This is a genomic window from Alteromonas sp. 4NS20-0143, assembly GCF_057542855.1.
This window is the reverse complement of the sequence record NZ_BAAJLR010000001.1, coordinates 676,033-688,633: the sequence shown is the minus strand read 5'-3', so window position 1 is coordinate 688,633 and position 12,601 is coordinate 676,033. Positions and strand designations below refer to the sequence as shown.

Sequence of the window (12,601 nt, the reverse complement as noted above, 5' to 3'; positions counted from 1 at the left end):
CAAAGGGCGAAAGAATTAAATGGAAGATGAATTACGTCTATTTTTACTGTTAGGTGGTTCTGTTTTTATCATCGGTGTTTTAGCCCATGGTATATGGAAAATCAGAAAAAATAGTAAGCCAGAGCGCAAGGAACGTTTAGAGCCACGACAGTGGAACGAAAGCCAAGATAGCGATGTTGAAAGTGATGAATCATCAGAAAACGGTGGGTTCGACGAACTCGGTGTAGGCAGTGTTCGTGTTATTGGCGGCAACCGTTCGTATCATGGTGATGACGCTGATGAGACCCGCTTTAATTCAGATGACGAGCACACGTTGTCAGGCGGTGATAAAGGTTCTATCAGCAACGATTCTAGTAGCGACGATTCCAGCATGTTTGCCGATGACGCTGATAGAAAGTCATTAGCAGAAAATAGAGCGCAAGGTGCCGATTACCCTTCTGGCGACGCTTCTGAAAGCGCAAACTCGGTCAATATCGAGCAGGAAGATGATGATGCACAAGAGCAGCGTTCTACACTTTATGGTTCAGTCATTACCAATCCAAAACCCCATTTGCAAGGCCAGAGCCGCTCTTCTAGTGACACTGCGCCGGTTCAAAATGACAACATAGCGGATTTTCCAGAGCCCCCTGGTTTCTTATTGAAAGAATCTGAAGCGTCTTCTCATGGGTCTCAAGCGAATGAACAAAGCGACGGTGGAAACGAGAATTCTGAGCCTCTTTCTGATTCAACCAGCAGTGTAAGCACGAGTGCACAGCATAATCCATCAGAGTCGGCAGACCATACAGCCGACGCTGGCAACATAGCGAGTGAGTCGAAAAAATACCAGCGTTCTGAAGTACCGAAAGCCACCTCAACGCTTTATGTAGATGCGACTAAAGAAGAGACTTCCGAAACGAGTACTCTAGAAAACGGCATTTTAGAAAATAGCGATTCGGAGTCGAAGATTGTAGAAGGGCAGTTTGATAAAACAGCTGCACCGCAACGGGTAGAACCTACTTTTTCTGGCTCATTGCGAGAGAAGGCCGAAAACGAACGTGTGGCCAGTCATCACGATGAGCTTGCTGGTGAAAGAAAACGATTCTCTAAAACCAAACGTACCAAACCCGCGGCAAGGAAACGGGAAGAGCCAAACTTTGGTGACGATCAAATGCGTATCGATTTCGACGATAACGATACTCAGTCTGCTAATCAGGCCTCTAGTCCGTCCTCTAATCAGGCCGCATCAAACGAAACCTCTGACGCAGCCGCACAGGAAGTGTTAGTGCTGAATGTGCGAGCAAAGAATGACTTGCCTATATCGGGAGCTGCATTATTGCCTATGCTACTGACGTTGGGTTTCAAATTTGGCGATCAGGATATTTTTCACCGTCACGTTAACTCAAACGGTAAGGGACCTGTGTTGTTTAGCCTTGCAAACATGTTTAAGCCAGGCGTGTTCGATATAGACAATTTAGAGAACTTTGATACCCAGGGCATCTCGTTGTTTATGATCTTACCCATTGAGGGCGATCCGCATCAGGTGTTTAATATGATGCATAATGCGGCTCGCAAATTAGCGGATGAGTTTGACGCACAAGTACTCGATGGCCGCCGCAGTGTGTTAACAAAACAAGGGCTGCAGCAGTACGTCGAGAAAATTCGAGAATTTGAGCGCAAACGAATGATTTCGCGTAGCTAGGTAGAAGCTTGTTTTTTGCGGTGGGGCGATGGGGTAAATTTAACCTGTATGTTGTCTTACTCGTTAGCTTTAAGAAAAGCCAGATCTGGTAGAGGGCTAGCCAGTAGAAGCTTAAAGAGTTGAAACTCAACGAGTAGAGACTTAGCTAGAACAGAGCTAACTAGAACAGAGCTAACTAGAACCGCTTAGGTAATTTATAAGGACTTGCTTATCAAGTCCTTTTTTCATTTAAACAGATGTCTGTAGAGAAACTCATGATACCTGTTTAACGTTTTTCACTTTTATTATGGCGTGATACCGACTCTATGTCCGATACCTTAGAGCAAGCAAAAAATGATGTTGTGACACTTCGCAAACGTTTGAACGAGTATAATTATCAGTACTACGTTCTGGACGACCCTTCTGTGCCAGACGCACAGTACGATCGCGACATGCAGTCGCTTATTGCATTAGAGAAGCAGTTTCCAGATTTATACAGTGCTAACTCACCAAGTCAAAAGGTGGGCGGCGCGGCGCTGTCGTCGTTCGAGCAAGTGACTCACGATGTACCTATGCTATCTCTAGATAATGCCTTTGATGATGCGTCGTTACTGGCCTTTGAAAAGCGCTTAAAAGACCGCTTAAAAGATACGACAACCCTCGCTTTTAGCTGTGAGCCTAAGCTTGATGGACTGGCTGTAAGTATTCTTTATGAAAATGGAGAGCTTGTGCGAGCGGCCACCCGCGGCGATGGGCAGGTTGGCGAAAATATTACTGCCAACGTTAGAACCATTGCCAACGTACCTTTATCGCTTCGCGGCGATAATCTGCCAGCCCGTGTAGAAGTGCGTGGCGAAGTTTTCATGCCCAAAGAGGGGTTTGAAAAGCTCAATAATACCCAGCGTGAAAAAAGTGCGAAGGTTTTTGCTAACCCTCGAAATGCAGCGGCAGGAAGTTTGAGGCAATTAGACTCTAAAATTACCGCTAAACGCCCGCTAATGTTTTATTCGTACTCACTAGGCGTGGTTGAGCCGGAGTCGTTCGACCTTCCTAATACGCACAGTGAGCGCCTCAATAAGCTTGCCTCTTGGGGCCTTCCTTTGTGCCCTGATATCAGTACTGCCGAAGGCGGAACCGGCTGCTTAGACTACTACAACCTTATCTTAAACAAACGGGATGCACTTCCTTACGACATCGACGGTGTTGTGTTTAAGGTTGATGATATTTCCATTCAACGCACACTGGGCTTTGTTGCTAGAGCACCGCGCTGGGCTATTGCACAAAAATTCCCGGCCCAGGAAGAGGTAACTACATTAGTAGATGTGGAATTCCAAGTGGGTCGTACTGGCGCGATAACGCCTGTGGCTAGACTCGAGCCTGTTTTTGTAGGCGGCGTAACCGTATCGAACGCAACGCTTCACAATCAAGATGAAATAGAGCGCTTGGGTGTAAAAATTGGCGATACCGTTGTGATAAGACGGGCTGGCGACGTTATTCCTCAAGTTGTGTCTGTGGTAGAAGCTAACCGTACTGGTGATGAGGTAGATATTAATTTTCCAGCCCATTGTCCTGTGTGTGACTCGAAGGCAGAGAAATTAGAAGACGAAGCTGTTGCGCGCTGCACAGGAGGGCTGATTTGCCCTGCACAGCGCAAGCAGGCACTGAAGCATTTCGCTTCTCGTAAGGCGTTTGATATTGACGGACTTGGCGATAAGCTTGTGGATCAGCTCGTCGATGCTGATTTAGTGCACAGTCCGGCAGATTTCTTTACCTTGTCGCTTGGTGGCTTAATTGGCTTAGAACGAATGGCTGAGAAGTCGGCGTCTAAATTGTTAGACTCACTTGAGGCATCTAAGCAAACCACATTAGCGAAATTCTTATATGCGTTAGGTATTCGTGAGGTAGGTGAAGCCACGGCTGCAAACCTTGCAATGCATTTTACCACGCTTGAGGCTATTCAAGAGGCGTCCATTGAGTCACTAATTGAGGTGCAAGATGTAGGCGCTATTGTGGCCGAGCATATTTTCAATTTCTTTAATGAAGCGCACAACACTGATGTGATCACCGCCTTGTTAGGTGAAGGCATCCATTGGCCTACCGTTGAGAAGCCTCGAGAGGACAGCCTGCCGCTAAAAGGTAAAACCTGCGTCATCACCGGAACGCTCAATGAAATGGGCCGAACAGATGCTAAATCGCGACTTCAGTTACTAGGTGCAAAGGTTGCTGGGTCAGTTTCAAAAAATACGGACTTTTTGGTTGCAGGTGAAAAGGCAGGCTCTAAGTTAACCAAGGCTCAAGAGCTTGATGTTGCAGTGTGGGACGAAGCTGCACTAATTGCATTTCTTGATGAACACGAAGGTTAGAGATGCTTTAAAAAGTGGATAGCGGCGCTAGAACGTATATCAATCACATACGGCGCCGTTGTTCATTGTGTTAACAACACTCTTCATCGCGATAGCAATGTGATTGAAGGGGAGCAGGGCTATATTACAGCGAATTCGCCTTCATATTCCGTCTCTGCTTTCTGCGCTCCCACGCTTTACTCACTTGAAAGCGCCATATCCAGTTAAGCGATAAGTAACCTAGCAGACCAAATACTACTGAACAGATACCACAGCCAACCAAAAACGCAGGCCCAATGGTGTTTATGCTTTCCACCACCCATTGCCAACTAAACTGAAATTCAAAATGCTCAGGCTTAGTCCCCAGTACAGTAGTACCCACCTTGTATGCGCCATAAAATATAGGCGGAATAGTGAAGGGGTTCGTTATCCATACGGTGGCGACTGAAAGTGGAATGTTCGCTCTAAAAGGAATGGCAACGCCCGCAGACAGCCACATTTGAAAGGGCACTGGCCAGAATGCGAAGAAAAGTCCTATGCCGAAAGCGCCCGACGCAGAACGACGATTCAAATGCCACAGATTTGGCTCATGAAGCACATGGCCAAATATTTTGAGTGCTTTGTTTTTCTTAATGCTTTGATGATCAGGCAAAAAGCGTCGTATGAATTTCTTAGGCATAAACTTCGATGCGTCTTAAAATTAGAGTCAAATAGAACATGATAGCTCGCAATCCATTACTAATAAAAAAGAAAATATGTTCCGCTGAACGTGCTTCACTTGCCACACACCACGCAATCCGCATTAATGACTACGTAGTCACATGGTAAATAGTATCACAATTTGGCTAATCAGTTTTTGCCTAGGTACGTTAAGTGCCGTCTTTTGGCCTCGGCTACCTAGCAAAATCGAGTTAGCGATTCTGTGTACTTTATGCCTGCTGCCCATACTTCTATCCCTGTATGGCAAACACTTCAACAATACGTTGGACACTTTAAAAGTTAAAGCCGGTAAAGGCATCTGCTTTTGTATATTAGTATTGAACGGTTGTGTTGCCGGAGCACTGATGGAGGCGAGTGTAGGGTATTTACACTATGCTTGGCAACTACCAAACGACAAAATTCAAAAAGAGATCACAATTCGAGCTCGTGTACTTAAGGGCGGGTGTATCCCATCTGACAATCTCCAGTCTGATCACCTTTCTACATGCGAAAAAAGCTATAAATACTTGGTAAAATTTATTGCCTTTGAACCAACGGTATCGCCGTATAAGCGCGCCCAAACTGAAATACGAACCAATGCACATGATAGAAGTAACAACCAACGAAGGAGACTAGATAGAACGGCAGAGATTGAGAAAGAGAGCAGCTTAAAAAACCAGACAGAAACCGAAACAGAAGGGGAAACAGAAAGCGAAATAGAAAGAGCTACCGAGTTATTGATGGGTAAGAAAGGGCTGTTAACTATGTCTACTTATACATTTGTAAAAGGTGCGGATGCGGAGCATTGCCTACACAACGGCGATGAATTTACAGCGGTGGTAAAGCTAAAACCGAGATACAGCACTCAAAATCCCGTTGGGTTTAATAAACAAAAGCAGCTACTGGTAGATAACGTTCATGTAACTGGATACATCAAAACTTTGTATTCGGCGTCTGTTACCCATAAACACAGCTTCCGATTACGAATGGCTGCGGTATTACATACTATCGACATTCAAAACCGCATTTGGTGGCAAGCGTTATTAGTAGGAATACGTGTTAATTTCGACAAATCTCATTGGCAGCTTTTGCAGGTTACCGGCACTGGGCACCTTTTTAGTATTTCGGGAATGCATTTAGGTGTCGTCGCAGCGTACACGTTATTACTCAGCGCCGGGTTTCTGCTCATTGCAAGTTACATAAAGAGAGTGGTGCAGGCTTTTATCTCAATGCTGCGCTTCGCTTCAATAGAGCGTATAACTTCAATGCAACGTGTAGCTTCAATGCACGATTTAATTCCTAAGCGACGTGTAACTTTAATGCCCTGTCTCCCTCATTGGTTCGCTTCTTTGCTGTTATCTCTACAAGAGTCCCATACATTAACCCCAGTGTTTGCCATAAAATACCGAATACTGATTATCGGGGCCGTGTGGGTGGTCTGCGGGTTCTATGCTGCGTTAAGTGGTCTGGCACTCCCTGTTGTTAGAGCGTTCGTGCTACTCACTATTGCCAGTGTGTTCTCACTGCTTTTTATTGCCTACCGACCCATACACTTAGCCACCGCTATGGTGGCAATGAGTATTGTACTTTTTCCATTGTCTATCTTAAGCGCTAGTTTCTACTTAAGCGTGTGTGCCGTCTTTTATATTTGGTTTCTTACCACACGGTTTCGCACAGAAAATGGGTCACGGTTTAAAACCCTATTGATTTTACAGCTTTTACTGGGCGTATTTATGGCGCCTTTAACCATTATTTTCTTTAATTCACTGTCGGTAGCGGGGTTGATTGCCAATATTATTGCTGTTCCGGTAATTACATTATTACTGCCTCCCGCTCTCATTATCTTACTGGTACTTACCCTAGTACAACCCTCGAAAGAAGACGCTGTAGATGGAAGCGCAGTAGATAATGTTTATCAAATGGCTGAGTGTCTTTTCATCTATTTAGATAGTGCTCTATCGTGGTTACTTAGTGTTTTACGCTACATTGCCCACTATGACTGGGCAGCAATTAATATTCACATTGATTCGAAAGTAGCAGCCTGTCTTTTAGTTTTTATGATGGTCATCATCGCTCCCCCATGGCGTTACAAGCGACATGCGCTGTTTGTGCTAATCACTCCGCTTTTAGCCTTTTATATCCCCTCAAATCCTGACCAATGGAAGGTGCATGTGTTAGATGCAGGGCAGGCCAGTGCAATAGTGGTAATTAAAGACGAAAGAGCCATGGTTATCGACTCGGGCGCTAGCTATCGTAACCTAGCCTATACGGCGAGCTCGGTGTTGCTACCTTTACTCAAAAGAGAAGGCGTGGAGTCGATAGACATTATTGTTCATACACATAAAGACAACGATCATGCCGGAGGCAAAGCGGCGCTAGCATCTTCGCCACTAGCTCAAAATGCATTGTGGTTTTCACCCACGAAAAACTGTGAGCGTGGGCGAGTAGAGCGATGGCAGGGACTGGCCATTCATTTTTTATGGCCAAAGGTGGGCAATACAATAAACAATAATGACCATTCTTGCGTGTTAAAAATAACCGACGGCCAGCGCAGTGTTTTGTTTCCGGGTGATATCGAGCGCACTACTGAATACGCCATTCTAACCTTGCCTAATTCACAGGCAAACCTAAAAGCTGATGTGCTTATTGCACCGCATCATGGCAGCAATACTTCTTCTACTGACGTGTTTTTGAAATACGTGGCGCCTAAAGCGGTAATTTTCACTCAAGGTTTTGAGAACCGATGGCAGTTTCCTGCAAAGGAAGTTATCTCGGGTTATGAGGCACTTAATATTCCCTACTTTATGACAAGCTACCATGGTTATTTAACCGTTTCATTTCCCGCAGATAGCCGCACTTATTTCAATCAAAACACCACAGGTTTCACTGTTCATTCTCAGCGGTTTGACTTGAATAAGCGTTGGTATCTCGACGCTCGATATCCGACTCATCTCTCATCAAGTCGTGAACCTCATTGACCTGATACTGAAAGTGTCGGTGGCATTTTAAGCAAATAAGGAGTGAAATTAGTGAATTGAATGAATAACGAGTACAATAAAGCAAAGGTTTTAGTACCGTTTATTCCGTGTTAGATGTTTTTCTATTCAGGCTAGCAAGTCTTAAAACATCACCCTTGTTTAGGCAGCACATGCCGCTGCAGCTATTTGGCAGTAAAAGGGGGCAGTAAAGGGGCAGCAAAGGTCAAAAAACCTAGTTAAAGACACAACAATGCGTTGGGCTTTAATTATCGGATAATTTATCAGGCAATTTATCGAAGAAGTTACCGAATACCGTATTTAATTACGCATTTAAAAACTTAGCAAACGACAAGACGGGTGAAAATAATTCATGCAGCAAGCCGACACCTCGGATTTTCAAATTAAGCGCTTTCTTAGCTACCTAAAGGTGTACAAGGTGCCTTTCGTATTTGCCATCATAGGTATGATTGGCTATTCGGCGGTGGACACCTTTGTTTTTGCGCAGCTTCAACCCATGATTGATGAGTCATTGGGAAAAAATGATCACGAATACTTGCGCCTTGCCGCTTATGCCATTGTCCCTTTGTTTTTGTTGCGAGGCATATTCAATTTCTTAGGTACCTACACATTGAGCTGGATTGGTGCTCAAGTGGTTATGCGTATGCGCCAGCAGCTATTTGAAAAGTATATTCACCTGCCGGTGTCTTTTCACGATAACAACGCCGTTGGCGGGCTTATTAGTAAAGTTACCTACGACACTGAGCAAGTTGCTAATGCATCAGGAAAAGCACTGCTTACCCTTATTCGAGAGGGTGCATTAGTAATAGGCCTTTTAGGGGTAATGTTCTATTACTCGTGGCAGCTGTCTCTTATTTTCCTGCTGATAGGCCCATTAGTTGCCATTATTGTCGCCTTTGTCAGCAAGCGTTTCAGGGTGGTAAGTAAAAATATTCAGCACTCTATGGGTAACCTTACCTCATCAGTAGAGCAGGCGGTTCGCGGTCATAAAGTGGTTATCATGTTCGGTGGGCAGAAAATAGAGCAGGATAAGTTTAAAGAAAAGAATAACCACAATCGTCAGCAAACTATGAAGCTGTCTGTAACTCAAATTCTCAGCGTGTCATCAATTCAGGTTATTGCCTCCATCGCCTTGGCAGTAGTGTTATATATTGCCAGTACGCCAGGCATGTTAGAACAACTCACCGCTGGGGTATTTATTAATGTCGTGTTCTGTATGGTCATGCTGCTAAAACCCCTTAAACAGCTCACCACCATCAACAATCAATTTCAAAAAGGCATGGCCGCCTGTGCGAGTATCTTTGAAATTCTAGATCAAAGCGATGAAGATGATACCGGAACATTACCCCTTGAGCGCGCAGCAGGAAAGCTTGAATTTGATGACGTCACTTTTTGTTACCCCGGTAAACAAACGCCTGCACTGTCTAATGTCTCGTTTACTGCAAAACCTGGCCAATCCATTGCTCTAGTAGGGCGCTCAGGTAGTGGAAAGTCTACGATATCGTCCTTGTTAACGCGGTTCTATGTACCCCAACAGGGTGAAATTCGCATTGATGACAAGGCGCTCAATTCCATAGACCTTAAAGACTTACGTGCTCAGTTTGCAGTAGTGTCTCAAAACGTTACCCTGTTTAATGAAAGCATCGCTAACAACATTGCCTATGGTGCGCGGGAAAATGTCACCCGTAGCCAGATTGAACACGCAGCAAAAATGGCTCATGTAGAAGAGTTTCTCGCTAACCTGCCAGATGGTCTGGACACCGTCATTGGTGAAAACGGCTTGATGCTATCGGGAGGCCAGCGCCAGCGCATTGCTATCGCACGGGCTATTTTAGCCCAGGCGCCCATTCTTATTCTTGATGAGGCAACGTCGGCGTTAGACACGGAGTCTGAGAAGTTAATTCAAGATGCATTAGAAACACTGCAAAAACGCTGCACGAGTATTGTGGTGGCACACAGACTATCTACCATTGAAAGTGCCGATGCTATTATGGTGGTGGAACAGGGGCAGATTATCGAAAAAGGCAGCCATCACGAACTGCTCGAGAAAAATGGCCATTACGCACAACTTCATGCACTGCAGTTTGGTGATGCTAAGTGAGTAATTTGGTAAAAAAGTGGTATGGCGGACACCCATTGGTGTGGTTGTTAGCGCCCCTCACGCTGCTTTTTTACTGCGTTTCTGCAGGTAGAAGACTGCTATTTAAACTAGGCGTTAAGAAAGCTATAAAAGTGAATGCGCCCGTCATCGTTGTGGGCAACATATCTGTGGGTGGTAATGGAAAGACGCCAGTCGTATTGGCCCTTGCAGAGTATTACACCCGACGTGGCATTAAAGTGGGTATTCTAAGTCGTGGCTATGGCGGCAACTCAAGTTTTTACCCGCGTAGCGTGAATGAGAATGACAACGCCGAAGAGGTAGGTGATGAACCTAGGCTGTTAGCCAGTCGAAGCGGTTGTACTGTAGTAATTGACCCAGTACGTGCTCGTGGTGCTCGCTATTTAGTTGATGAATTAGGTTGCCAACTCATTATTTGCGATGATGGCCTTCAGCATTACGCTCTGTATCGAGACGTTGAATTAGTGGTAATGGACGATAGAGAAGTTGGTAGCGGCTTTTTGTTGCCCATGGGGCCATTAAGAGAAGGAAAGTGGCGTTTAGCGACTGTGGATGCAATCATTCATAACAGTGACGTCATTCCCCAATTTCGCCACGACGTTTCAAAGCAGTTTTCTATGTCGTTACAGCCAGAGAAACTCACCAATATTCAAGATAAAAAACAGCAGGCTAGCGTAGCCTCGTTTCGTGAAAAGCCTGTAAGCGCACTGGCAGGCATTGGTTCTCCCCAGCGTTTTTTTAATCAGTTAAAAGCGATGGGGCTAAATCTTGTTGCGTCCTTGCCGTTTCCCGATCACTATCATTTTACTCGCGATGATATTCCTAATGGTACTGTGATCATGACAGAAAAAGACGCGGTAAAGGTAGCTCCATATGCCCACGACGACTGCTGGTTTTTGCCAGTTAGTGCACGTATTAGTGATGCGTTTTTTAATGAAGTAAATAATAAGCTAGCCACTACGGGGTTAGTTATAGAAAGCGAAAAGGAAAAAGAAGATGGCGTTTGATAAAAAACTATTAGAAGTATTAGCATGCCCAGTATGCAAGGGAAAACTTGTCTTAGGTGAGTCTAACAACAGTTTAGTTTGTCGTTTTGACCGTCTTGCTTATGACATTAAAGACGGCATTCCTGTGTTGATAGAAGCCAAGGCAACGACCTTGTCGTTAGAGCAAGTGGACGCGACTCGCTAAAACAATAGCGATTTCCACCAAGCGCTATTGTTTTTCTGCAATCGCAATTTAAACAATAACAAGTAAGTCTTTTGCCCTTATAAATGGTACTTCAAGCTATGGCATTTACAGTTGTTATACCCGCACGTTTTGGTTCCAGTCGTTTTCCTGGCAAGCCTTTAGCATCCATCAACGGAAAGCCAATGATTCAGCATGTTGTTGAGCGTGCTAAAGAAGCCGGTGCAGAGCGCATTATAGTGGCCACCGACGACGATAGAATTGAAGAAGTAGCAAGTCAATTCTGCTCGGTCTGCATGACGTCGTCAGACCATCAGTCTGGTACTGAGCGCATTGCCGAAGTGGTTCGCAAAATGGCGCTCGGCGCAGACGACATTGTGGTGAATGTGCAGGGCGATGAGCCTTTTATTCCCGCAGAAAATATTCGCCAAGTTGCGCTTAATTTGGCACACGCTAAAGAGTGTGAGATGGCTACGTTAACCACACCGGTTACCAGTACTGAAGACGTGTTTAACCCTAATATTGTAAAGGTTGTGGTTAACAAGAATAACGAAGCGATATACTTTTCACGCTCAGCCATTCCCTTTGAACGGGATAGAATGATGGCCGATAAGCGCGATGCAAATACGGCGCTCTATCATCGCCACATCGGCATTTATGCGTATCGAGCAAGATATATCGAGCAATATGTGAATTATGAACCTAGCGCTTTAGAGCAAATAGAATCGCTAGAGCAATTGAGAGCCTTGTGGTACGGCGATAGCATCCATTGCCAACAGGCCAAAGCGCCACCACCTATAGGTATTGATACACCTGAAGACTTGGATCGTTTGTTAGTTGCACTGGAACAACACAGTTAAATCTAAAACATCTAAATCAATTTTATCAACTTAACCATATAAGAGAATACACACAAAGGGAGGCGTTATGAATGTTGTTATAACGGGAGGCAATCGCGGGATCGGACTCGCACTGGCCAAGCAATATCAACAGCAAGGCGCAAAAGTGTATGCAACATGCCGAAATAGCTGTGACGAATTAAACAGTACAGGTATTAATGTGATTCAGGGCGTAGATGTGTCTCGGCCCGATACGCTAGGCGAGCAATTAGCGCCGCTGTCTAATATCAATATTGATGTGCTCATTAATAATGCAGGGGTGCTGGGCAAAGAGTCTATTGATGACTGGGATCCAAATACCATTGATTATCAATTTAGAGTAAATGCATTAGGCCCATTACTTGTTACCCAACTGTTACTGCCGCGCTTATCTTCAGGCAGCAAGGTTGCCTTAATAACAAGTCGGATGGGCTCTATGACTGACAACGGCTCTGGTAATTATTACGGCTACCGTATGTCAAAGGCAGCGCTAAATGCCGCAGGTGTATCGCTAGCTAACGATCTTAAGCCAAAAGGCATAGCGGTTGGCTTGTTTCATCCTGGCTTTGTGCAAACCGAAATGGTGGGCGGTGCTGGTGATATCGATACCACAACGTGTGCAGAGCGTTTGGTAGAGCGAATTTCTGAATTGAATATCGAGTCTACCGGGCAGTTTGTTCATTCCAATGGTGAAATGTTGCCTTGGTAAAAAGCAAAAACTA

At 44.9% G+C, this 12,601-nt stretch carries 9 protein-coding genes; 8 read left to right on the top strand and 1 reads right to left on the bottom strand.

Annotated features, from left to right (window positions below; all coding sequences use genetic code 11):
- The first annotated feature begins 19 nt into the window (after window positions 1-19).
- Together zipA and ligA are read left to right on the top strand one after the other, a co-directional pair.
- Window positions 20-1,678: a cell division protein ZipA gene (gene zipA, locus AC27HD_RS02845; RefSeq protein WP_487103623.1), complete on the top strand. Its 1,659-nt coding sequence runs from the start codon at window positions 20-22 to the stop codon at window positions 1,676-1,678.
- Window positions 1,679-1,983: 305 nt separating this feature from the next.
- Window positions 1,984-4,020 carry an NAD-dependent DNA ligase LigA gene (ligA, locus tag AC27HD_RS02840; protein ID WP_487103621.1) on the top strand — a complete coding sequence of 679 codons (2,037 nt, stop codon included), beginning with the start codon at window positions 1,984-1,986 and terminating at the stop codon, window positions 4,018-4,020.
- A 124-nt stretch (window positions 4,021-4,144) separates the two neighbouring features.
- On the opposite strand, the gene AC27HD_RS02835 is transcribed toward ligA, so the two are convergent.
- Complete coding sequence (locus tag AC27HD_RS02835; protein WP_032094201.1) at window positions 4,145-4,678, bottom strand: DUF2062 domain-containing protein; 534 nt, start codon at window positions 4,676-4,678, stop codon at window positions 4,145-4,147.
- 385 nt (window positions 4,679-5,063) lie between these two features.
- On the opposite strand from AC27HD_RS02835, the gene AC27HD_RS02830 reads away from it, so the two are divergent.
- From AC27HD_RS02830 to AC27HD_RS02805, 6 genes are all read left to right on the top strand, one after another.
- A complete protein-coding gene (locus AC27HD_RS02830; RefSeq protein WP_487103619.1) occupies window positions 5,064-7,676 on the top strand; it encodes a DNA internalization-related competence protein ComEC/Rec2 in 2,613 nt (870 codons plus the stop codon).
- Between the two features lie 370 nt (window positions 7,677-8,046).
- On the top strand, window positions 8,047-9,795 hold the full coding sequence (msbA, locus tag AC27HD_RS02825) for a lipid A export permease/ATP-binding protein MsbA (RefSeq protein ID WP_487103617.1): 1,749 nt from the start codon (window positions 8,047-8,049) through the stop codon (window positions 9,793-9,795).
- The gene (gene lpxK / locus AC27HD_RS02820; RefSeq protein ID WP_487103615.1) at window positions 9,792-10,820 is read left to right on the top strand and encodes a tetraacyldisaccharide 4'-kinase; all 1,029 of its coding nucleotides are present in this window, start codon (window positions 9,792-9,794) and stop codon (window positions 10,818-10,820) included. Before msbA ends, lpxK begins: the two co-directional genes overlap by 4 nt.
- Window positions 10,810-11,004 (top strand): Trm112 family protein, encoded by a 195-nt coding sequence (locus AC27HD_RS02815; protein ID WP_032094197.1) that lies wholly within the window; start codon window positions 10,810-10,812, stop codon window positions 11,002-11,004. Before lpxK ends, AC27HD_RS02815 begins: the two co-directional genes overlap by 11 nt.
- 98 nt (window positions 11,005-11,102) lie before the next feature.
- Entirely contained in the window at window positions 11,103-11,861 is a 759-nt protein-coding gene (gene kdsB / locus AC27HD_RS02810) for a 3-deoxy-manno-octulosonate cytidylyltransferase (protein WP_487103613.1), read from the top strand.
- Window positions 11,862-11,928: 67 nt separating this feature from the next.
- Window positions 11,929-12,588, top strand: coding sequence for an SDR family oxidoreductase (locus AC27HD_RS02805; RefSeq protein ID WP_487103612.1), 660 nt, complete (start codon window positions 11,929-11,931; stop codon window positions 12,586-12,588).
- Window positions 12,589-12,601: the final 13 nt, after the last annotated feature.

Excerpts from the sequence above, each read along its gene's own strand:
- zipA (WP_487103623.1), top strand. The coding sequence starts at position 20 with ATGGAAGATGAATTACGTCTATTTTTACTGTTAGGTGGTTCTGTTTTT.
- ligA (WP_487103621.1), top strand. The coding sequence starts at position 1,984 with ATGTCCGATACCTTAGAGCAAGCAAAAAATGATGTTGTGACACTTCGC.
- AC27HD_RS02835 (WP_032094201.1), bottom strand. The coding sequence starts at position 4,678 with ATGCCTAAGAAATTCATACGACGCTTTTTGCCTGATCATCAAAGCATT.
- AC27HD_RS02830 (WP_487103619.1), top strand. The coding sequence starts at position 5,064 with ATGGAGGCGAGTGTAGGGTATTTACACTATGCTTGGCAACTACCAAAC.
- msbA (WP_487103617.1), top strand. The coding sequence starts at position 8,047 with ATGCAGCAAGCCGACACCTCGGATTTTCAAATTAAGCGCTTTCTTAGC.
- AC27HD_RS02815 (WP_032094197.1), top strand. The coding sequence starts at position 10,810 with ATGGCGTTTGATAAAAAACTATTAGAAGTATTAGCATGCCCAGTATGC.
- kdsB (WP_487103613.1), top strand. The coding sequence starts at position 11,103 with ATGGCATTTACAGTTGTTATACCCGCACGTTTTGGTTCCAGTCGTTTT.
- AC27HD_RS02805 (WP_487103612.1), top strand. The coding sequence starts at position 11,929 with ATGAATGTTGTTATAACGGGAGGCAATCGCGGGATCGGACTCGCACTG.